Genomic DNA, 21,364 nt, shown 5'->3' with positions numbered 1-21,364 from the left:
ACGCTGGAAAGCACCACCGCACCGAAGGATTCGGCGGTGAAATCGCGCACGATGAGCTCCATCGCGAAGAACGGCCCGGCGATCGGTGCGTTGAAGGTGGCCGCGATACCGCCGGCCGCGCCGCACGCGACCAGGATGCGCAGCCGGCTCTCCGGTACCCGGGTCAGCCGGCCCAGGCTCGAACCCCACGCCGACCCGATCTGCACGATCGGCCCTTCACGACCGACCGAGCCACCACCGCCGATACACAACGCAGAGGCCAGCGCCTTCACCACGGTGACCTGCGGCGGGATCCGGCCGCCGCGCGCGGCGACGGCATACATGACCTCGGGCACGCCGTGACCGCGCGCCTCGGGCGCGAACCGGGTGACCAGCGGACCGTAGACCAGCCCGGCGACCACCGGCGCGAGCACGACGAACCACGGGCCCAGCCAGGGAACATGTGGATTGGCGACGCGGCCCGCCGCGGAATAGTCGTCGTGACCGGACAGCAATCGCGTGAAAGACACGATCAGCCAGCGGAATACGATCGCGCCGCCGCCCGCGCCCGCACCGATCACGACCGACAGCACGACCAGCCCGCCACCGCTCGCACGCATCCATTCCTGTACCGGCACGCGCGCGGGCACCGGCAGTGACCACCGCCGGCCCGGCGGCGCGGCGAGTGTCCGTGTAGCTGCCATCTCAACCCTCATCACCCTAAAACTTGCATTATGCAAATATTGTAGTGTGCGTTAATACTGGTCGGCTGACCAAGGGCAGCGCAATGACACCGCTATGCCCGCGCCGGGTCAGCGACCGGACCGTGCATCCCGGCGATCGGAATCGAGCACCACGCTCGCGGGAATACTGCGCAGCAGCATCCCGATGTACGGCGAACGCGTCGATCGGAGCATGCTCACCGCGACCGCCGGGACCGCGGCGATCATGAGCGGTAGCGCCATGTCGTAGTCGCCGGTGAGCTCCAGCAGCAACACGATTCCGGTGACCGGCGCGCGGGTCGCCCCGATCAGCGCCGCGCTCATCCCGATCACCGCATAGTTCCCGGGCGAGCCCGCGAGATCGGGAAGAAGACGAGACAGCAACTCCCCCAATGCCTCTCCGCCCATCGCCCCGACGAACAGGGTCGGCATGAACACCCCGCCGTATCCGCCGATACCCAGCGTCAGCCCGGTCGCCAGCATCTTTCCCAGCATCAGCACCACCAGCACACCGACCGCGTACCGCCCATCCACTCCGGCGGCGATCACCGGGACACCGACCCCGTACAACGGCGGCACCGTCACCAGCAGCGCACCCAGCACCGCGCCCCCGGCGATCGGGCGCGCCCACTCGGCGCGGTTGCGCCACAACACATCTCCACCTCGAACCATCGTGTGAAGCAGGGTCGAGAAGCCGGCACCGGCCAGACCCGTCACGACACCTGTGACGGCATAGAGCACACAGTTGGCCGCGCCCGCCGCGGGCAGGTCGATCGCGTGGAACCACCGGGTGTCACCGAGCAGCAGACCGCTCACGGCGGCAGCGGACAACGCCGCTGACAGCGCCGCGGCGAACGCATCGGCCGCCAGCGTGTTCAACACGATCTCGAGGGCGAAACACGCTCCCGCCAAAGGCGCATGGAAACTGGCGGCCAGCCCACCGGCGGCCCCCGCCGCGATCAGCAGCCGCATCCGCTCCGGGCGCATTCCGGCGAGCCGGGCGAACCCGCCGCCGAACGCGGCGCCCACCTGCACGATCGGCCCGGTCCGCCCGACCGATCCGCCACCACCGATGCACAGCACCGCGGCCAGCGCCTTCACCATCGCCTGGCCCACTCCCGCAGGTCTGTCGCCGGTGTCGACCCGATAGTTGGCCTGCCGCAGACGAACTCGGCTGTCCTCCCGCACCAGCCATGCGGTGAGCGGACCGTACACGGCGCCGACCAATACCGGCGCGAGCAACGGAAACCAGCCACCGAGCCACGGCCAATGATCACCGGACGCGCGGCCATGCGATCCGTATCCGGCCTGACCGGTGAACGCGAGCGTGCACCAGAGGATGAGCCAGCGGAAGAGCACCGCCGCCAGGGCCACGGCTGCGCCGACGGCGGCCGCCTGCGCGACGAGGCCGAGCCAGACCCGACACCACGAGGCCGCCATTGCCGCAGTATGCCGCACCCGATCTTCCCGGCCTCGCAGCTACACGCGGTGTCGTGACCGCCACTGCGACAGCGCACGCGAGACGCGTTCGACGACGGCGGGGCGGAAATACACATCACGGGCAGAACCGGCAGGATAGGAATACAGGAGACACGAAAATCTGTCGGAGGGTGGAAGCGATGGCGAAGGACGCGGTGATCGCGGAGTCGGCCGATGAGATCACCGATGCACTGCTGGCGGCTTCCCGGCTGCTGGTCGCCTTGTCCGCGCGCTCGATCTCGCTCGTCGACGAGTCCCTCACCATCCCGCAGTTCCGGATGCTGGTGATCCTGTCCACTCGCGGGCCGTCGAAGGTGGTCGAGCTGTCCTCGGCACTGGCAGTCCAGCCGTCCACCGCGGCACGCATGATCGACCGGCTGGTCACCGCGGGACTGGTGAACCGCGAGCCGAATCCGGACTCCCGCCGCGAGCTGATCATCGAGCTCACCACGCTGGGCCATCGCGTCGTCGACCAGGTGACCGGTCATCGGCGCCGCGAGATCGCCGCAGTCGTGCAACAGATGCCCGAAGAAGATCGCGCCGGCCTCGTCCGTGCGCTCACCGCGTTCACCGCGGCCGGTGGTGAACCGCACCCGAGCCTCGACGTCGAGAGCTACCAGATCTGATCGTTCGCGAAATCGGAAGGTGCCGCGGTGCCCCTTGGTCCGGAGATCTCAGGATCGAATCGTGGCCCCGCGTTCGAGTCGGACCGCGAGATCGGTGAGGTAACGCCGCCCTGCCGGCCGGGGATGGAACCGGTGATCGGCGAGGGCCGCGACCACACACCAGATCGCCGTCAATCCGAGCGCCAGGGACAACCGGTCGGCGACGATACCCGCCACGACCATCAGTGCCCCGGCGAGCAGTGCGAGTTCTACCACCTGGCGCTTCGACATCCCGGCAGTCTAGGACCTCCCCGAGCAGGCTGCGCGAAACTCCGCTATCCGATCAGCAGACGCACCATGGGCAAGGTGCTGACCGGCGTCCCGGTGGCCGCTTCGATGGTGCCACGCAACTTGTCCCAGGCCCGGGGATGGTGCTCGATGTAGCGGTCGAGTGCCAGTCCGGATTCTTCGTTCGTCATCGGCGTCGCCGTCGCGGGCACGTTACGGCGTGTGCCGACGGAGATTCGGACGCGAGGGTTCGCGGTGATGTTGCGGTACCACTGGGCCGCGCTGCCGAATCCGGATACCACGATGTACTCCGCGGGCGCGGGATGGTCCACCACCTCGAGGACCACGTAGCGGCGGGCTCCGGTCCGGCGGCCGGTGTGCTGCAGCATCAGCAGCCGGGAGCCGAACAGGAATCCCAGTCCGGCTCGGTAGAGGCCGATCGGGGCGCGGACCACCCATCGGGTGCGTAGTGCTCGGGCGCCGAACTTTGCGCTGCGGCCGGGTGCGGTCATCGTGTGTGCTCCTTCGGGATCGTGATCGGGTGGGTTATTGGGCTCGTTCACGCACGACGCGGGCTATGTCGATACGTTCGACCGAGCGCGCCGCGGGCAGTTGCGACAGTGCCGCGGCCGCGAGCACCGCGAGAACGGCCAAGACAGGGGCGGCGACACCAAAGGACAGTCCGAAGGTGAACATGTCGCTGGTGAACGAGCGCAGCAGCGCCCACGCAGCGAGGTATCCGGCGATCAGACCGAACGGAACAGCCGCCAGGGTGGCCGTGAGGTTCTCGGCGGCGAGGGCGGCGGTGAGCCTGAGGATCGGAACTCCCGCCGCGCGCAGGGTCGCCAGTTCGGTGGTGCGCTCGGCCAGGCTGACCGTCATGGTCACGTAGATGACGGTGAACGCGAGCACGGCGCCGAAGACGAGCATCGCGCCGATGAAGGCCCAGAACAGGCCGAGAAACCGGTCGATCTGGTCCTGCACGGCACGGGTGTCGTCGTAGGCGAGCACGCCCGGCAGACCGGTCACCTTGGCGCGCAAGGCATTCCGATCCGATCCGGGCGCGAAACGAAGCAGGTACCCGTGCAGGCCCGCGCCGTCGATACCGGTCGCGGTGGTTTCGGTCGCGTAGGCGAAGGCGCCGAGCGGTTCGTCGAGCAGGCCCGCCAATCGCTCGGGCCGGGGCACGCCGAATATCGTTGTGACGGTGACCGTGTCGCCGACCGAGACGCCGAGTTCGCGTGCCACGGCTGCACCGGTGAGCACTCCGGTCTCGGGCAGACGCCCGGAACCGCCTCCGGGGGTGCGGAATCCGTGCATCGTGGTGTCCGGGAGCAATCCGGTCAGCGTGGTCGAGTACGAGCGGCTACCGGCGGAGAGGGTGACCGGCGTCAGCGAGGTGGGTTCCACGGCCCTCACGCCGGATATCGATCGCAGTTGCGCGGCGAGCTCGTTCGAGGGAGCTGAGACGATGACGGTAGCGTCCTCGCGTTCGACGTCACCGAACTGGATGTGCAGCGCGGAACGCATGCTGGTGAGCATGCCGACCGAGGCCAGGATCAGGACCAGGGCGAGCACGGTTCCGGTCATGGTCGCGAGGGTGCGGCGACGACCACGAGACAGCGAGCGCAGCGTCATTCGCGCCACCACCGGCATCCGCCACCGGCTCGCGGACAGCCGGGGCCACCGTCCGGCGTGCGCGGGCCGCAGCCCGTCGCCGCGCATGGCAGCCGCCGGGGCGGTCCGCGCCGCGGCCACCGCTGGAACCAGCCCGGCCACTACTCCGGTGAGCACACCGAGCAGCACGGCGACGGTCGTGGTCGAGACCCGGTGATCGACCACTGTGTCGGGAATGCCGATAGCCCTCGTGTATGCGGAGGTCACCGCCGAGGTGGCCAGAAACCCGCCCAGCACGCCGAGCACCGTACCGAGCCCGGCCATGCCGACGCCGTATCCGACGTAGTGGCCGATGACGAGGCGACGGCGCGCGCCCATCGCCAGCATGGTGCCGATGATCGGCCGCTCGGTCAGCACCAGCCGGGTGATCAGCACATACTCGGCGATCGCCGCGGCGACCAGGAACAAGGCCGGGAAGGCGACGGAGAGTTCGGAGAAGCCAGCGAGGTCCTCGTGCAGCGCCGCGTTGGACGGTTGATCGGCCTGCGATTGCACGTCGATCGCACCCGCGCCGCGCAACAGACGCACCACCTGGTCGCGTTCGGATGCCGTTGCCGCCGAATTCATCTCGACCAGCGTCTGATCAGCCCCCGCGCGCCCGGCGAGCCGCTCCACTTGATTCTGGGGCGCGAAGATCACCGCGAAACCGTGCGGATCGCCGAGCACTTCCTGTCGGCTGCGCGCGGGCCACAGATATTCCGGCGACCAGGCGATGCCCGACACCGTGACCTCATGCCAGGCGGTGCCGTCGAAGATCCGCATTCCGCTGCCGATGTGCAGGCCGAACGTCTGCGCCGCGTGATGCTCGACCACCACGGCGTCAGGGTGGGCGGCATCCGGCAATCGTCCTGCGGCCAGGCTGATTTCGTTCACCGCGGACGGACCGCCACCGATCAGCCCTGCCACTCTGCCGATCAGTTTCGCCCCGCCGATGGACAGCGGCGTATCGGCTTGCGTGCGCACCGCGACCCGGGCCACCCCCGGCGCGCCCCGCACTTCCGCGGCGATGCGCGCCGATACTCCCCCGGTGGCCGTGAAATCCGCGAAGTGCAGCCGTGCATAGGTTTGCTGGTAGGAGGATTCGAGATTGCGGAAAGAGTCGTAGCCGGCCACGAAAAGCAGCACTCCGAGGCACACGGTGATCGCGATGGCCGCCACCTGCGCGGTGCGCCGGCGCAGATCCCGCAGAATCTTCTTGACCAGCACCCGATTCGACGCCATGAGCATGACAATCACCACCGGATGGATTCGGCGGCGGCGGGATTCGCGTTCACGTCCTCGGCGGTGACGCGTCCATCGCGCATGCGAATCACCCGATCGGCGATCGCGGCGGCCACTTCGTTGTGGGTGACCATGACGACGCCGCGTCCGGCCCGGCTGGCCCGCTGCAGCAGGGCGAGCACCCCTTGCCCGGTGGCGACGTCCAGCGCCCCGGTGGGCTCGTCGGCCAAAAGCAGGTCCGGATCGGTGGCCAGCGCTCGCGCGATCGACACCCGCTGTTGCTGCCCGCCCGAGAGCTGGGCCGGGAAGTGATCGGCCCGATCGTCGAGCCCGACCGCGGCCAGCAGTTCCGGCACCCGGCCGCGGTCACCCCGCCCGGTCAGTTCGACGATGACCTCGACGTTCTCGCGGGCGGTCAGCGTCGGGATCAGGTTGAAGAATTGGAAGACGAATCCCACGTGGTCACGCCGGAATTCGCCCAGTGCGGCGGGTTTTCGTCCCGAGATGTCCTGCCCGGCAACGATGACGGAACCGCTGTCGGCGGCTTCGATACCTCCGATGACGTTGAGCAGGGTGGTCTTGCCCGATCCGCTCGCGCCGAGCACCGCCACCAGCTCACCTGGCCGCACCGAAAGATCGACATCGGTGAGGGCGCGGACCGCGGCATCGCCGCTGCCGTAGGTCTTGCTCACCCCGCGCAAAATGATTGCGCCCCGGGCGCGGTCATTGCCGGTGTGATCCGCCTTCGCTTTCTCGTTCATCCGAGTTTCCTTCGCTCACTGGGCTTTCGGTCAGTCCCACCGCACGCAGCAGCGGCCCCGTCACATCCACCGCACTCAGGCTCGGGTCGATCAGCCGATGCAGGATCAGGCCGTCGAGCAGGGCCACGATCACCGCCGCGGTCGCCTCCGGATCAGCCACCACGCTGTTCTCGCGAAACCACCGCGCCATCGCCGCACGCCCCTCGGCCGCCAATCGGCCCAGTTCCCCGCGCAATCGCTCGTGGCGCGTGGCCGCCAGCATCATCTCCGTCATCGCCACCGTGACCGGATCCGCCGAGGTGTAGGAGGCGATGGCGGCGAGCATCCCGCGCATCGCATCGGGCCCCGGCACGGCCAGCACGGCCGCCATCACCGACTCGTATTCGCGCCGTGCGGCCTGCATCGACGCGTCGATCAGCAGGTCGGTCACCGAAGGGAAGTGGTAGTGCACCAGCCCGGGCCGTAGTCCCGCCCGCTCGGCGACCATGCGCGTGGTCACCGCGCCCCAGCCGTGTTCGGCGACGAGGTCGACGGCCGCCGCCATGAGACGGGCGCGAGTCTCGCGACCTTGCTCGGCTGCCGTGACCACCGGACCTCCTGGATTGGGCGTTCACCTTGGGCGTATGCCCAAACTATCAGCCATATTGGCACTATGCAATAGTTGCTCTAGGCAAAATAGGCGGGTAGCCTCCGGATCCGTGCCGCACGACACTCCACCATCGATCCGATGAGCCTGACCAGCAGCAGCCTGTTCTACATGGTTATCGCCGCGGCCGTCGCCGCCGTACTGACCACGCTGTCGGCCTGGAATTCAGTGCCCGGCCCGCGCGTGATGCGCTGGCTGGCACGGCTGCTCATGATCGGCATCTGCCAGGCGACCGCGGTCGCGGTCCTGGCCTTGTGGGCCAACAACAACTTCGCCCTCTACAGCTCGTGGAACGACCTGCTCGGCGAGCCGCCCGCCGCCGGCTCCTCGCCGAGCGGGGATTCGGGCACCGCCGACTTCGAGGATCTCGGCGATCGGGTCAGCGCCGCCGAGTATCGCGGTCCGCGGTCGAAGCTGAGGGGCGAAGTATTGGTCTGGGCACCACCGCAATACGACTCGCCCGAATACCGCGACTACCGTTTTCCGGTGATCATGCTGCTACACGGAGTGCCCGGCACTCCGCGCGCATGGATCAAGGGCGGCCACGCGACAACCGAACTCGCCGCGATGATGCGCGACGGCCGCCTGCCGCCTGCGATTCTGGTCATGCCACGCGTCGACCCGGGTGGCAATACGGACTGCACCAACGTGCCACACGGACCGCAGACCGCGACCTGGCTGACTCAGGACGTGCGCAATCTCGTCCTCGGCCATTTCCGCGCGCTCACCGAGCCGTCCGGGTGGGCGATGGCCGGAGACTCGACCGGCGGCTACTGCGCCACCACCCTGCCGCTGCAGTACCCGTCACTGTTCGCCACCGGGCTCGCGTTCAGCCCCGACGACTTTCACGGCGATCCGAATATCGTGCCCAGCCGGACGCTGCGACGACTCACCGACCCGATCCGCCTGGTCGGCACCGGCCCCCGGGTGGCCCTGCTTGTCGCGACCAGCCGCCGTGACCCATCGAGCACCCCCGACAACGCCGGAGCACTGGTCGCCGCCGCCAAAGGTCCGGCACAGGTCGCACCACCACTGATCGTCGACGACGGCGGGCACAACTGGGGCACCTGGCGGGCGATGTATCCGAAAGCCTTCGGCTGGCTCGGCACTCATCTGAGTCCACCCCGCAAGCCCGCCGCCCCGACAGCACTCGCGGCCGCCGAGCCCGCAATCGCGCCACTTCCGGACTGCCGGCTCGGCGATCGATGCGGTACCGCGCATTGACCTCTGCCCTGGACAGTCCGGCCCACCCATCCCAGGAACCAGCCGAAGGGTGAAAGGGGCCCGGCGGGCCGGACTGCACTCGCAGCATACACGCAGTATGCAACTGTTGCATACTGCATTATTTCGATAGAATGGGGGCGCCCCGGGTCGATGCCCCGGGCACGACGACGACGCCGGCGACTCGGGGCAGGCACGCGACAATCCCCGAGGAGCAGAGCCCATGACGCTGGACATCCTGGCTTTCACACTGGCCGCAGCGAATCTGATTGCGGTCTTCGCCATGCTGACGATCGGCCTGATCGGCATGTCAGGAATGCCGATCAGCACCCGCTGCGATCGATGCTCGCACTGGATGTTCCATATGCACGGCGACGAGTCCACCTGCCGGCGATGCCGGATTCATACCGCGCACACGCCGAGACCCATGCAGCACCGCAGCACGACCCCCCGATGACACATCGGGCCCGAGCATCTACCCATCCAAATCTAAGGCACTATGCAACAGTTGCCTGATGCGCATATGCTGCGAGCACCGCGCGGTCGCCCGATCGACATGCCGGTTGAGCCGGACGATCTCCCCCAAGGTTGGAGTTCTCGTGGATGATTTCGAACCGTCGCCGAGCCGGACCGGCCACATCGATGACTTTCTCGCCGGTTTGACCGAACTGACGGACCTGGCCGCCTCGACACCCGATCTCGGGGCCACCCTCCAGGAAGTCGCAACGGTCACCGCCCGAATCCTGCCGGGCCGTCCGACCGCGGCGGTGACACTGCGGATCGGCCCGACGATGAGCGTGGCCACCGCTGGGCCGTTCGCGCGGACCATCGATGAACTCAGGAGCCATGACCAACAGGCCGCCGCCCGCGAAGCGGTGAAAACAGCACGGCCCGTGCACATTCCCGATCTGACCGTCGATCGGCGCTGGACCGCCTACCGAGCTCACCTGCTCGCCCACGGCATCCACGGCGCCCACGCCCAGCCACTGATCCTCAACGACATCACCCTGGGCTCGCTGAACGTCTATTGCGCCGGCCCCGCCGAATTCGACCGGCACATGCGACTGGCGATCGCCCTGACCGCCGGCCACGCCGCCATGGTGCTGGGCTCAGCCACCGCGAGCGCGCACCAGGCCGAACTCTGCGGGCACATCGACCGAATGGTCCGGCATCTGTTCGACACCGGGCTGCGCCTGGATCGCCTGCGCCGGACCTACGAACGCGACGAAACCATACCCGAGAAGGTCCGCGTCGACACCGACGCCGTGTTCACCGACCTCGACTCCGCGATCAACGAGGCCGCACGCGCGGTGCTGGAACTGGCGAAGGCGCAACTGCCGGCGCGGCGGACCGACCGACCATGGCTCACATCGCGTCCTGCGCTCACACCGTAAGGCGCTGTCCTGCTATCGCCGCTGTCCGGGATGTAAGACCGACAGCAGGTTCTCGTAGTTCACCCATCCGATCACCGCTGTCCGGTCCGTGTCGACGACGGGCAGACCGGTGGCTCCGTGGCCGGCGAGGGCGGTGACGACGTCATGGAAAGCGGTGTCGGCGGCGATCGGCGGCAGCTCCTTGACCAGGGGTTCGATGGTGGCAGGAGGTTCGGGGGCGTCGAGGGATTCCGCGACATCGCGTGCGGACACGCAGCCGCGATAGCGGCCGTCGTCGCCGAGGACCGCGAGTATTCCACCGGTGGTTCGTTCGAGCGCACCGGCGGCGGCTGCGAGTTCGGTTGTGCGCCATAGTGGTTGCGGAACGGAGCGGGCGACGTCGGCGGCCGTCACCGCAGCGAAGGGATGACGGGGCCGTTCGATGTCGACGCCGCGGCGCAGCAGTTTGCGCGTGTAGATCGTGTCCTTCGACAGCAGCCGGGACACGGCCGCGGCCATGGCGACGGCGGCCATCAGCGGCAGGATGATGCTGTATTCGCCGGTGAGCTCGAACAGGATGATCACCGCGGTGATGGGTGCGCGGGTCGCGCCGCCGAGCGCCGCGGCCATCCCGACCAGGCCGTAAGCGCCCGGGGATTCCGTTGCGCCAGGCAGGATCTGGTGCACGATCTCACCGAACGCGGTGCCCGCCATGGCACCGACGAACAGCGTGGGCGCGAAGACGCCGCCGGATCCGCCGATTCCGATGGTGAGACTGGTGGCCACCATCTTTCCGATGAGCAGCAGCACGAGCATGCCGAGCACGTACTTGCCCTCGACCGCCCGCTCCAGCACCGGATAACCCACGCCGTACATCTGCGGCAGCGCGATGAGCAGTCCGCCCAGCAGCAGGCCGCCGACCGCGGGACGCGCCCATTCCGGTCCCCGCCAGACCCAGTCGCACAGATCCTCGATCAGGTACAGCACCTTGGAGAAGCACACGCCCACGATCCCCACTGCCACACCCAGCAGCAGATACAGCAGGTATTCGACAGGGTTGCGGACCGCGAACACCGGCAGGCTCAGAAACGCCTGATCACCCAGCAGGGCGCGCCCGACCACACTCGCGGTGACGCTGGAAAGCACGACCGCGCCGAAGGATTCGGCGGCGAAGCTGCCCAGAATCAGTTCCATGGCGAAGAACGGCCCGGCCAGTGGTGCGTTGAACGTCGCCGCGATTCCGCCCGCCGCGCCGCAGGCGACGAGCAGGCGCACCCGTTCGGTGTCGAGCCGAAGCAATTGCGCGATGGTCGATCCCGTGGCCGATCCGATCTGCACGATCGGCCCCTCCCGCCCGACCGAACCGCCGCCGCCGATGCACAGCGCCGAGGCCAGGGCCTTGAGCACGACCACCTGTGGTGCGATGCGGCCACCGTGCTCGGCGACCGCGTACATCACCTCGGGAACGCCGTGACCGCGTGCTTCGGGCGCGAACCGGTTCACGATCGGCCCGTAGATCACACCGGCCAGCACCGGGGCCGCCAGCAGGAACCAGAAGCCCAGAGCGGGCCAGTGAGCGGAGGCGACGCGGCCGAGCCCCGAGTAGTCGTCGTACCCGGTGAACAGGCGGGTGGCTCCGACAATCAGATACCGGAACGCGACGGCGGCCAGGCCCGTCGCGGCGCCGACGGCGACCGCCATGACCAGCACACCCGACGCACTCCCCCGCAGCCATCCGAGGAACGTGTTGCGCGAGCCGAGGGAGATGGGGAGCCGGCTCTGCGCGGCCCCGTCCTGCAATAACATAGACGCAGTATGCAACAGTTGCTATGTACATGTAATTGTCGGACAGCACATCAGTGACCGAAGACATACGCCCGGCGCTCGGACGATCAGACGGACACCAGCATAAACAAGCGTTGCCATTTGCGGCGATCCATCTCCCGCGGCGGCCAGCGCGATTACGCGTGCGCGGGGCGGGCACGGCAGGATGGAAGACGACGATGAACGCACGGTTGCCGGAGGTGTCGCGATGGCGAAGGAAAGCCTGGTCGGAGAGTCGGCCGATGAGATCACCGACGCCTTGCTGGCTGCATCCCGGCTGCTGGTCGCCCTGTCGGCGCGTTCCATCGCGCTGGTCGATGAGACCATCACCATCCCGCAATTCCGGACCCTGGTGATCTTGTCCACGCGCGGACCGTCGAAGGTCGTCACGCTCGCGGGTGCGCTCGATGTACAGCCCTCGACGGCGGCACGCATGGTCGATCGGCTGGTCGGCGCGGGACTGGTGAACCGCAAACCCAACCCCGACTCCCGCCGCGAGCTCATCATCGAACTGACCACGCTCGGCCACCGAGTCGTCGACCAGGTGACCGCGCATCGCCGCGGCGAGATCGCCTCGGTCGTCGAGCGCATGCCCGAGCCGGACCGGGCGGGCCTGGTCCGCGCGCTGACCGCGTTCACGATCGCGGGCGGCGAACCCCATGCCGGTCTCGACGTCGACAGCTATCAACTCTGATTCCAGCTCGATCGCTGCCCGCCGCGGCTCTGCACGCGTTCTCCAGACGACGGGCGCAGCCGGCAGCGCAGGCAGGTCGGCGTAGGACCGCGACTCATGTCGACCATCCAGCGCGCACACAGCCGGCACCGGACCGAACTCGGCCAGCTGGGCATATCGGTGAGACCGACGACCAGCATGACGGTAACCACGGTCAGATTCAGCGCGGCCAATGAGAAGGCCAGGATGTCCAGCGGCATCGGGCTCAGCTCCTCGAATTCTCGAAAGAGATCTGCTGTAGCGCCCCGAGCCCTCGGCGCTGTCGTCGTGCCCGGTCGACGCACCCTGAGACGTCCTCCAACTATAGCAATCACGGGCATTGTGCAACATTTGCTTTATGCCACATTTTAGTGTCGGACTCGCTGTACCGACTCAACGCGCACCGGCGGTCACCTGGGAACTCCCGGCCACGGCTGATAACCGTCGAAGCTGTCCAGCGGGGATGACGCGGCACCGGCCGCGGGCAGTTCGGCCTTCCAATCGGATCCGATCCATACTTCGGTGACCGGCACCGAACTCAATGCGCCCGCTGGAGTCTGCAGCGCCAGGTCGGCCGTCGCCCTGTCGCCGGTGTAGGACAGCCATCGGATCCCGGCAAAATAGGGCAGATCCGCCGAGGAATCGAACCCGGTCGGAATCCGCCGCGTCGGCGGGCGATCAGCGGGGGCCACCACCGCCATCCGTTCCGCGGCCGCCTGCCAGGACGAATCTCCGATGCCGGCCAGCCGCGCCTGATGTTGCATCATCGCCACGACCGCGCCCTCGGGCGTGTGACTGAATCCGGTTGCGGCGTCATCTGTCACCTGCGTCGGACCCCATCTGTCGGCAAACGGCAGCCGAGTACCGTGCCATGATCGCCAGCTGATCCAATGCGACATCAGCAACGGCAGTGGAATGGTGTCACCCGCCCGGGCGGCGTCCAGTGCCGGATGCTCGGCCGGGTGCTCCGCCGTAGCAGCCGACGAACACGCCGAGACACCCACCGCCACCATGAGCACCGATGCGGCACAGACGATTCGACGCGGCAGCGCCCATCGGGCCCGAACACGGATGGTCATGTCATATCCTCCTGGGATCGAGTCCCTAGCCCCGGCCTCGGGCGCGGTCCGTTGAGGTCGGCGAGCCGGGCGTTGTAGGCATCGAGCGCCGCCTGCTCATCGTCGATACCGAGGGATTGCGGCCCGAATTCACCGAGCGTCGCACCCCTGCGCACACTGTCGAGCCACGGCCCCAAGCTGCCTTCCCCGGATCGAACCCATTGCCCGGCAACGATGACCATCAACAGCATCATCAGCCCGTCACCACCAACCCACATGAGCACCCCTGCCGCGTGCTGATCCGCCAGCGCGCCGGGACCCCAGCCGCGGGAAGCGGCGAACGCGGGCGCCAGGACACTCGACGTCATCATCAACGTGACACCGACGAGCGTGTCGGGACCCATGCAGACAGCCAACACGAAGAGCCGCAACGGATGCGGGCGCGGGCGCTTCACCACGCCTTCGTCGCCGAGCAACCGGACCAGCAACAGGTAACCGCTGATGAAATACAGCACGAGCTCGCCGTCGTGTATCCACATGTGCGTGGCCATCGCCTGCTGAAACCCGGTGAGGTGGGTGAGCACGATCACCGCGGCGTACAACGGCACAGTGAACCACGCCGACACCAGCACTCGCAGCAGCCTCCACCCGCCCGCCCGATCCAGCATCGCCCGGCCCCGCGGCCCGGACGCGTTGTACAGCAACCGCATCGGCTGCGCGCCGACCAACAGCGCCGGTACCACCATGATCATCATCAGGTGCACCACCATGTGCACCGCGAACAAGGAGTGCGCATACGTCGCGAGCGCACTGTCGACCGTGACAACCAGGCACACCAAGCCGAGGTACCAGCACACACTCCGGCCCACAGGCCATCCGCCGCCGCCTCGTCGCACACGGGCCACCATGACCGGGTAAGCAATCACACCCGCAACGACCAGCCCGTCCACCACCGGCGACGGCGTCCATGTCGTCAGCACGACGTCCAACGTCGGAGCCGGACCGTTCATCACCATCGCCACATTGGCAGTATGCAACAGTTGTCCAATGCATGCATACTCGGGCCGACGCTGTCGCCGATGCTCTCCGACACCGGGCCTGATCGATACAATCCCTATCCCTGCCGCGCAGCGCATCCACACCGCGGTCTGGTTGTGCCACAGAAAGGAGCCGCCGCGAGCCCGAAGGGCCACAGCGGCTTCATCATTCGCAACCCCGAGGTGCCACAACGGCATCGAATCGCATGAATCCAGCAAAGAAGCAGGCCGACGACGCCAAGGCCGCGTCAAGGCAGCCGGCACCACCGCTCGGCGCGGCTTACTTTCGTTATCCGTCCGGAGTTCTCCGCCGAGCAGCGAGGAGATGGTTCGGATGGCCTGGCGATCACAACGACCCAGTGCTGCCGCATGGGCCGGCGGCCCAGCGCCACGTCGTCGAGGCCTCGGGTTCGCGGTGGCCGTCGCCGTAAGCCATTGGCTGCGGAGTTCGAGATCGTGATCACTGAGGGACCTGACGATGAGGTGCTCGCGCGACGCCAAGCCGAGGTGTTGTAGGAGATCACCGGATGGCAGGTGTCGCGACAGGATTAGCCGGCCCTGAGCCTCGGCAGCGACCTATCGCGACTTGGAAGCCTCAACATCGATGACTTCCTAGCACTTGCTGCTATTCAGGGCGAAATCGGCTTCGATAACCAGTCGGCCAGCAAGAAAATGCTGGTCAGTACTGTTCCCATCTAAATGGTGCCCCGCCGGGGGCGCATCGGGGCCGTGACCTGCACAAACGTCGCCAGGTTCACAGGTACCCACACCGACCAGCACTCAAACAGACAGGGATTGTGAGCGGTAGACCCCAGATGTGGGGCAGGATCCCGGTGTCATCCCGGAGCTGCTGGAGGACTACGACTCCGATCTCTGTTGGGCAAACCACGCACTCCCGAGTTCGCGGGCCACGTCTCGCGCGGTCTTCGACTGTTCTACCGGTGACTCGGCGCTGCGGGGATCCTGGAGACCACCCGTACGAATTCTCTGGCGCGGCCTAGCGTTGGAATTGTCTGGGCCGCTGGTCGTTCGGAATCTCGGGGTGACGCGAGTACCACTCGCGCATTGCCTGAACAGCTTGAAGTTTCGGCGGACGAGGTATAGCGGGTCAAGGAGTATACGAAGATGGCTGCGATCCAGCCCGCACCGATGAACATTCCGATCGCAAGTAGTCCGCCGGCCAACCCGGAGCCGCCATATGCAGCAGCACCCGCGCCGAGGCCCGCGCCGCTGACGGTGGATTTGCCTGCGGGGGAAGATGTGCAGCGACGGTTAGGGTTCATGTCGCGGAATCCGAAGTAGTGACTGACTCCGATCACCGATATAACTACGGTCCACAGGATGATCCGGCCTGGCAGGTTTGCGCTTCTGTTGATGTCGAGGACGATCGTTCCGACGAGAATGATTCCGAAGGACAATGCAATCGCGTACAGAAGTGTGGCAAGTACGCGCCGGGCCCAGTAGCCCGTGCTGCGGCGAAACCATGATGTCCCGAGCCCCTTGACGGACACGATTTGCGGTACGGCCCATAATTGATCGTTCATGCGCACCCGAATGCCTTGTGCCACAATCTGATTAACCCCTCCTTGGTCACATTCTACGCAAGACTATCGACGAGGATCTTTGCAGTGCGCGCGGGGCGGCTTCACTCAGCGGCCGCAGTGTTCGCCACGCCGTATATGCGTGCGGGAGATTGATTCCGGCGATCAATGCCGCTGGTAGGCACGAGCGAAAGGCAGAATGGCGCCATGCCGACATTTGCTCGATTGTTGCAGGCTGCCGCGGCGGGGGCGTTGGTCGTGGCGGTCAGCCAGGGGGTCGTGGCCGGACCCGCCACAAGCGCACCTGTTGTTCAGGTGGCTCGGGAGGGGATTTTGCCTTGGGAGGGGTCTGAGCCTGAGGGGGTGCAGGCGCCGGGGGCGGCGTTGGCGGATGGGGTTACCGGGTCGATTTTGTGGTCTCGGGAGTTGAATACGCCGGTTCCTATCGCGAGTATTGCGAAGGTTATGACGGCTCTGGTGGCTATTAATGCTGGGGATCTTGATCGGGCTATTACTGTGCCGGCGGCGAGTATCGACTATTGCGTCAGGTTGGGTGGGAGTACTGCGGGGCTGGCTGCTGGTGAGGTGTTGAGTACGCGGGAGTTGCTTTATGGGTTGTTGTTGCCGTCGGGGTGTGATGCCGCCTATACGCTTGCCGAGGCTTATGGGCCGGGGCAGGAGGGGTTTCTGGCCAGGATGAACGATACCGCGGCTCAGATGGGGTTGGGGGCAACGTATTTCGCGGATCCTAGTGGGCTGCCTGTGCCTACTGATGGGGCCACTTATTCGACGCCGGCGGATTTGGTGGCGCTCGGGTTGCGGGCGATGGTGTTGCCGGTGTTTCGGGAGGTGGCGGGGGCGCAAAGTCATCATTTGGCGGCGGGGCCAGCGAATCGGGATCACGTCTGGCAGACCACGAATCAGTTGCTGCGTAGTTATCCGGGGGCTATTGGGATCAAGACCGGGTCTACCGATGCCGCCGGCGCTTGTCTGTTGTTCGAGGCGGTTCGGGCGGGGATTCCGATGATCGGGGTGGTGTTGCACAGTGCGGCCTGGAGTGGTGGGGCTGCGCGGGATGATGCTGAGCGCATGTTGGATTGGGCCTATGACCCGATCCTCACCGCGCTGCCGATCGGTTGACGCCGGACCTGCGCGCGGCCTCTGGCGGTGAAGATCAGAGGCCGGGCTGCACGGCGTTGAGCAAGTTGTTGATGGGAGCGGCCAAGGGGCCGAACGCGGCCGGGTCGACCGGTGGCATGGATTTGATGGCCGTACGCAGGGAAGTGACCGCGGTGTCGGCCGCTGGGCTTATGGGATCTGGGGCCGATACCGCCTGTTGGGCAGGTGGTTGCGATGGTTCGCCGCCGCCCAGTCCGTTGCCGATCGACGCGCCGATTCCCGCGCCGACCGCGGCTCCCAGCACGCCTACGACAGCGCCCTCGATGGCCCCGCCGACCAGGCATCCGATTGCTCCGCCCGCTGCCGCGCCCGGTATCGCCGCGGCACCCGCCGTCGGCGCCCCGGCGGCGATCGCGCCGATGACAGCCCCGGCCGCAATGCCTTTCGCGCACCCTTCTAGCGCGAACGCTCCGCTCACGGCGACGCCGGCAAGTGCACCCAGCCCACCGCCGATAACAGTGGACGCGATGCGACGAGTGCCGTCGTCGGGTGGGATACCGAGACCGTCATAGGTGGTGGCGATCTGACTTTCGGCTCCGTCGAGAGCCGTCTGGGCCTGGTCGCGCATGGCCGGATCCACCCAGTCGGGTAGCTCGACGGTGTTCGTCCCCGCACGCAGGGCATGCGGATCGGCCGGTGGTGCGAGCGGCTGGCTTTCACCGGTGAGAACGGGGTCCGGTGGCGCGGCGACGGCAGCGCTCGGATGGCCTGCCACGAAAGCGATGGGCAGCACGGACAATACGGTGACAGCGTGTCTGGTTGCCATGGCCAACCCCCAAGCGATGATCACGGTGTGTCAATGAGCCTACCGCGAATATGTTGCTCGACAACAGATTCGCTCCCGGCTCGCGATCCACTAGTTTGGTGGCTGGAGATTGTGGATCGTTGGGAGTACGGAAGATGATGATCGGCCATGTTCGATGGGGGCTCGGGGTTGCGGGAATCGCGGCGGCGCTGGCGATGGGAGCGCCTGCTGCTGGCGCCTCCGCCGTGGCGCCGGTGAACGTGCCGGCCGCCGAGCACAGTGCCACTGCGATCGATTGGGGTTGGCCGACGGCTGGGGTGTGGCAACAGGGGGCGAATTACAACGTCGGGGATGTGGTGAGTTACGGCGGGCTCGAGTATCAGTGCATTCAGGCTCATACCGCGTACGCGCCCGATTGGACTCCGCCGCAGACGCCTGCGCTCTGGCAGCAGCTCTGAGGTTTCGGCCGGGCTAGAGGTGGGGGCAGGCCTGGTTGGCGGCGGCCACTACCTCTTCGCGGAGGGCGTGGACGCGGTCTTCCGCGGATTGGGTGATGCGGTGAGCGGTCGCGTCTTTCGGGAAGATGAACCAGTCCTTCGAGCGAACTGCGAGTTCCCTTCCCAAAGTGGCCATTTCGGCGACGCGCTTCTGGTAGCGGGTCAGGGCTGATTCGATATCGGCCGGGGCTGAGATGATTTCGTCGGCCAAGGCCGCTGCGCCCACGATGGCGAGGGTTGCACCGACACCGGAGATCAGAGATGGGGCGAAGGCGGCGTCGCCTACGAGAGCCACTCTGCCGCCGCGTATTTCGGGCATGACGACCTGGCTGATCGGGTCGAAGTAGAAGTCTTCGGAGTCGCGCATGGCATCGAGGAGTTCCGGAATTCGCCAATCGACGTCAGCGAAGGCGTCGGCTACCAGCAGTTGCTGGGCGGCGGTGTCGTGCCGGTCGTAGGTCAGGGCGGCGGAGCGGAAGAACCAGCCGAGAACCACTTCCCTGTTTTCGTGGATGGTGTAGCAGCCGAAAGTACGACCAGGGAGGTTCATCAGCAGCCCGGTGTGGGTCAGGCCGAGCGTGTTGGGAATGGTGAAATGGGCTTGGTAGCAGCCGAGGTGGTGGACGTAGGCGGATTCGGGGCCGAAGGCGAGGGCGCGTGTTCGGGAGTGCAGGCCGTCTGCGCCGATTACCAGGTCGAAGGTGCGATGGGCGCCGCTGTCGAAGGTCACGTCGACGGCGTCGGGGGTATCGTCGAGGGCGGTGATCGAGTCGCCGAAGAGGTAGTCGACGCCGGTTCCGGTGGCGGCGAGCAGGATTGCGTTGAGGTCGCCGCGGGGTAGTTCGATATCGCCGGCCATGGCGTCGGCGGGGAGCATCGCGATGGTGTTGCCGTCGCGGTCGATTCGGTGCATGGCGCCGTTGCCGGTTTGCCGGGCGCGGATCGGGTCGAGGACGTCCATGGCGGTCATGACATTCACTGCGGCGCCGCGCAGGTCGACTGCATTGCCACCAGCACGGACGGCGGGTGCCCGTTCGACCACGGTTACGCGCAAGCCCGCTCGAGCCAGTAGATAAGCCGCGACCGTGCCGGCTATTCCGGCCCCGCTGATGAGAACTCGGCGATTGTCCGGTTCGGCAGCGCGGTGGGCAGGGGTGAATTCACGCTCGGTCATTGCTGAATCCCTTCGATGTCGCCGGGCGGACCGGCCGTTCTCTGGTGCATCGGCGACGTTAGACCCGTTCTTGACCAGTGGTCAAGTGTGAGCTTTGGTACCGTCAGCCAGGGCGAAAGGCAGGTGGGATGGCGCGGCTGGACCGGGCGGCGGTGATCACGGGGGCGTGGACGTTCGTCGAAGCCAATGGGCTCGACGAGCTGACGATGCGGAAGCTCGCCTCCTCGCTAGGGGTCAGCCACGGCACGCTGTACTGGCATCTGGCGAACAAGCGGGCCCTCGTCGACGCACTCGCCGAGGATTTGCTCGCGGGCGTCGCCGATATCGACTCGGTCCAGCGCGGAACCGATCGATTGATCACGTTGGCGGGGCGGTTGCGGTCGGCCCTGCTGTCCCGGCGCGACGGGGCCCGGATCGTCTCGGGAACCTTTGTGCGCCAACCCAATACGCTCGCTTTCGGCGAGGCCGGCATCGCCGCCGCGCGGGACGCCGGCGCGCAGGGGCCCGATGCCGCGCTGGCGGCGTTTTCCATCCAGTACTTCGTACTCGGATTCGTGACCGAGGAGCAGGCGCAGCAGCAGCTGATCGCGTCCGGCGACTGGCCCGGGGATGCGAGCGGCATCGACGCGGACCGGTTCCCGCTCGTCGCCGCGGCGCTGCAGACACTGCGGGATGTTCCCCGTGACGCGCAATTCGATTACGGCGTACGGCGACTCGTCCGCTCGCTGTGACAGCCGAGCCGGTGCGGCGCTCGCGCCGATGGGCCGCCAACACGGCGACCTGCACGAGCTTGGCGGCACTGGCCCTGCTCGGCACCTTGACGCGCCCATTCGATTGGGAGGCAACGGCTTTGATTCTGGCCATCGCCACTGTCGCGCTGGTGCAGGTGCTGCGCAGGCCGTCCGATTCCCCCGCCGCCCCACGACTGTCCGCCACCAACCCACGACTCTCCGCCACCGATTCTCGACCGTCCGCGTCCGACCCACGGCCACCCGCCACCGACTCTCGACCGTCCGCGTCCGACCCACGGCCACCCGCCACCGACTCTCGGCCGTCCACCACTGACCCACGACAGCCCACCACCATCCCGCGTCTGTCCCCCGCTGATTCTCGGCGCCGGCTCAGTGCCTTGCTGTGGTCCGCACTTGTGCTCGCAGCGCTCGGCTGGGAGTTGTTCGCGTGGTCGCGGCAATCGGCCTGGGATGTGCCGGACCCTTCGCATCCGACGCTGTCCACGCTGTTGTCCCCGTTGATCGACCACGGACCTGGATGTTTCGTCGCCTGGTTCGTGTGGTTGGCGGCCGGTTGGCGGTTGTTGCGATGACCGATCGCATGCTGATCATCACCGGTTTCGCGACCCTCGCCGTGCTGGCGGTCGCGCTCGAGATTGCCGCACGATTGCTCCCCCACCGCCTCATCACCCTCCGCGCGACCCTCGCCTTGACGCTGCGTTCGCGACCGGTACGGGTCCTGGCAGTACTGGTGTGGGCCTGGCTGGGCTGGCATTTCCTGGCGCGCTGAGCCGGTCCCGGCGGAAATGCTCGCACGCTGATTCGGCATGAAGCTGATGGCTAGCGGCGTATAAACGTGATGACCGCGGGCCCGCGAACCGGCGGCGACCTGAA

At 67.1% G+C, this 21,364-nt stretch carries 24 protein-coding genes; 10 read left to right on the top strand and 14 right to left on the bottom strand.

Features of this window, described 5'->3' with window-relative positions:
• Positions 1–683, bottom strand: a 683-nt coding sequence (locus tag ACH438_RS44500; protein ID WP_397017029.1) for a chloride channel protein, incomplete at its 3' end; no start/stop codon positions are given.
• A gap of 108 nt (positions 684–791) precedes the next feature.
• Positions 792–2,141, bottom strand: a complete 1,350-nt coding sequence (locus tag ACH438_RS44495) for a chloride channel protein (protein ID WP_397017027.1) — start codon at positions 2,139–2,141, stop codon at positions 792–794.
• A gap of 179 nt (positions 2,142–2,320) precedes the next feature.
• On the opposite strand from ACH438_RS44495, the gene ACH438_RS44490 reads away from it, so the two are divergent.
• Positions 2,321–2,806 carry a MarR family winged helix-turn-helix transcriptional regulator gene (locus ACH438_RS44490; RefSeq protein WP_397017025.1) on the top strand — a complete coding sequence of 162 codons (486 nt, stop codon included), beginning with the start codon at positions 2,321–2,323 and terminating at the stop codon, positions 2,804–2,806.
• Between the two features lie 48 nt (positions 2,807–2,854).
• Here the strand turns inward: ACH438_RS44490 and ACH438_RS44485 are convergent, their stop codons facing one another.
• From ACH438_RS44485 to ACH438_RS44465, 5 genes are read right to left on the bottom strand one after another with little or no spacing between them, the layout of a single operon-like run.
• Entirely contained in the window at positions 2,855–3,076 is a 222-nt protein-coding gene (locus ACH438_RS44485) for a hypothetical protein (RefSeq protein WP_397017023.1), read from the bottom strand.
• A 44-nt stretch (positions 3,077–3,120) separates the two neighbouring features.
• Positions 3,121–3,585, bottom strand: coding sequence for a nitroreductase family deazaflavin-dependent oxidoreductase (locus ACH438_RS44480; RefSeq protein ID WP_397017021.1), 465 nt, complete (start codon positions 3,583–3,585; stop codon positions 3,121–3,123).
• Positions 3,586–3,619: 34 nt separating this feature from the next.
• Positions 3,620–5,971, bottom strand: coding sequence for an ABC transporter permease (locus ACH438_RS44475; protein WP_397017019.1), 2,352 nt, complete (start codon positions 5,969–5,971; stop codon positions 3,620–3,622).
• Positions 5,972–5,982: 11 nt separating this feature from the next.
• Positions 5,983–6,732, bottom strand: a complete 750-nt coding sequence (locus ACH438_RS44470; RefSeq protein WP_397017017.1) for an ABC transporter ATP-binding protein — start codon at positions 6,730–6,732, stop codon at positions 5,983–5,985.
• Complete coding sequence (locus ACH438_RS44465) at positions 6,695–7,321, bottom strand: TetR/AcrR family transcriptional regulator (protein ID WP_397017015.1); 627 nt, start codon at positions 7,319–7,321, stop codon at positions 6,695–6,697. Before ACH438_RS44465 ends, ACH438_RS44470 begins: the two co-directional genes overlap by 38 nt.
• Positions 7,322–7,459: 138 nt before the next feature.
• On the opposite strand from ACH438_RS44465, the gene ACH438_RS44460 reads away from it, so the two are divergent.
• From ACH438_RS44460 to ACH438_RS44450, 3 genes are all read left to right on the top strand, one after another.
• Complete coding sequence (locus ACH438_RS44460; RefSeq protein WP_397017013.1) at positions 7,460–8,602, top strand: alpha/beta hydrolase; 1,143 nt, start codon at positions 7,460–7,462, stop codon at positions 8,600–8,602.
• Positions 8,603–8,822: 220 nt separating this feature from the next.
• On the top strand, positions 8,823–9,056 hold the full coding sequence (locus ACH438_RS44455; protein WP_397017011.1) for a hypothetical protein: 234 nt from the start codon (positions 8,823–8,825) through the stop codon (positions 9,054–9,056).
• A 142-nt stretch (positions 9,057–9,198) separates the two neighbouring features.
• On the top strand, positions 9,199–9,993 hold the full coding sequence (locus ACH438_RS44450; RefSeq protein WP_397017009.1) for a GAF domain-containing protein: 795 nt from the start codon (positions 9,199–9,201) through the stop codon (positions 9,991–9,993).
• A 12-nt stretch (positions 9,994–10,005) separates the two neighbouring features.
• On the opposite strand, the gene ACH438_RS44445 is transcribed toward ACH438_RS44450, so the two are convergent.
• Positions 10,006–11,778, bottom strand: coding sequence for a chloride channel protein (locus ACH438_RS44445; protein WP_397017007.1), 1,773 nt, complete (start codon positions 11,776–11,778; stop codon positions 10,006–10,008).
• A 226-nt stretch (positions 11,779–12,004) separates the two neighbouring features.
• Here ACH438_RS44445 and ACH438_RS44440 point away from each other — a divergent pair, with 226 nt between their 5' ends.
• On the top strand, positions 12,005–12,490 hold the full coding sequence (locus tag ACH438_RS44440; protein WP_397017005.1) for a MarR family winged helix-turn-helix transcriptional regulator: 486 nt from the start codon (positions 12,005–12,007) through the stop codon (positions 12,488–12,490).
• Here the strand turns inward: ACH438_RS44440 and ACH438_RS44435 are convergent.
• The 4 genes from ACH438_RS44435 to ACH438_RS44420 all read right to left on the bottom strand — a co-directional run bounded on the left by ACH438_RS44435 (position 12,481) and on the right by ACH438_RS44420 (position 16,171).
• Positions 12,481–12,729 (bottom strand): hypothetical protein, encoded by a 249-nt coding sequence (locus ACH438_RS44435; RefSeq protein ID WP_397017003.1) that lies wholly within the window; start codon positions 12,727–12,729, stop codon positions 12,481–12,483. The two genes, ACH438_RS44440 and ACH438_RS44435, sit on opposite strands and share 10 nt — an antisense overlap.
• Positions 12,730–12,918: 189 nt before the next feature.
• On the bottom strand, positions 12,919–13,587 hold the full coding sequence (locus ACH438_RS44430; RefSeq protein WP_397017001.1) for a hypothetical protein: 669 nt from the start codon (positions 13,585–13,587) through the stop codon (positions 12,919–12,921).
• Positions 13,584–14,582, bottom strand: a complete 999-nt coding sequence (locus tag ACH438_RS44425; protein WP_397017039.1) for a cytochrome c oxidase assembly protein — start codon at positions 14,580–14,582, stop codon at positions 13,584–13,586. The genes ACH438_RS44430 and ACH438_RS44425 overlap by 4 nt, the downstream gene beginning before the upstream one ends.
• A gap of 956 nt (positions 14,583–15,538) precedes the next feature.
• Positions 15,539–16,171 (bottom strand): hypothetical protein, encoded by a 633-nt coding sequence (locus ACH438_RS44420; RefSeq protein ID WP_397016999.1) that lies wholly within the window; start codon positions 16,169–16,171, stop codon positions 15,539–15,541.
• A gap of 141 nt (positions 16,172–16,312) precedes the next feature.
• On the opposite strand from ACH438_RS44420, the gene ACH438_RS44415 reads away from it, so the two are divergent.
• On the top strand, positions 16,313–17,284 hold the full coding sequence (locus ACH438_RS44415; RefSeq protein WP_397016997.1) for a D-alanyl-D-alanine carboxypeptidase family protein: 972 nt from the start codon (positions 16,313–16,315) through the stop codon (positions 17,282–17,284).
• 34 nt (positions 17,285–17,318) lie between these two features.
• Here ACH438_RS44415 and ACH438_RS44410 read toward each other — a convergent pair whose 3' ends face one another.
• Positions 17,319–18,089 carry a hypothetical protein gene (locus tag ACH438_RS44410; RefSeq protein ID WP_397016995.1) on the bottom strand — a complete coding sequence of 257 codons (771 nt, stop codon included), beginning with the start codon at positions 18,087–18,089 and terminating at the stop codon, positions 17,319–17,321.
• 134 nt (positions 18,090–18,223) lie between these two features.
• Here ACH438_RS44410 and ACH438_RS44405 point away from each other — a divergent pair, with 134 nt between their 5' ends.
• A complete protein-coding gene (locus ACH438_RS44405) occupies positions 18,224–18,526 on the top strand; it encodes a carbohydrate-binding protein (protein ID WP_397016993.1) in 303 nt (100 codons plus the stop codon).
• Between the two features lie 13 nt (positions 18,527–18,539).
• On the opposite strand, the gene ACH438_RS44400 is transcribed toward ACH438_RS44405, so the two are convergent.
• Positions 18,540–19,739: an FAD-dependent monooxygenase gene (locus ACH438_RS44400; RefSeq protein ID WP_397016991.1), complete on the bottom strand. Its 1,200-nt coding sequence runs from the start codon at positions 19,737–19,739 to the stop codon at positions 18,540–18,542.
• A gap of 128 nt (positions 19,740–19,867) precedes the next feature.
• Here ACH438_RS44400 and ACH438_RS44395 point away from each other — a divergent pair, with 128 nt between their 5' ends.
• Genes ACH438_RS44395 through ACH438_RS44385 form a run of 3 tightly spaced genes read left to right on the top strand, consistent with a single transcriptional unit; the run spans position 19,868 to position 21,260 of the window.
• Positions 19,868–20,470 (top strand): TetR/AcrR family transcriptional regulator C-terminal domain-containing protein, encoded by a 603-nt coding sequence (locus tag ACH438_RS44395; RefSeq protein WP_397016989.1) that lies wholly within the window; start codon positions 19,868–19,870, stop codon positions 20,468–20,470.
• On the top strand, positions 20,467–21,063 hold the full coding sequence (locus ACH438_RS44390; RefSeq protein WP_397016987.1) for a hypothetical protein: 597 nt from the start codon (positions 20,467–20,469) through the stop codon (positions 21,061–21,063). The genes ACH438_RS44395 and ACH438_RS44390 overlap by 4 nt, the downstream gene beginning before the upstream one ends.
• Entirely contained in the window at positions 21,060–21,260 is a 201-nt protein-coding gene (locus ACH438_RS44385) for a DUF6186 family protein (protein WP_397016985.1), read from the top strand. The genes ACH438_RS44390 and ACH438_RS44385 overlap by 4 nt, the downstream gene beginning before the upstream one ends.
• Positions 21,261–21,364: the final 104 nt, after the last annotated feature.

The sequence above is a fragment of the Nocardia sp. NPDC020380 genome (assembly GCF_044386975.1).
Lineage (GTDB): Bacteria > Actinomycetota > Actinomycetes > Mycobacteriales > Mycobacteriaceae > Nocardia.
This window is presented reverse-complemented; position numbering and strand designations above follow the sequence as displayed.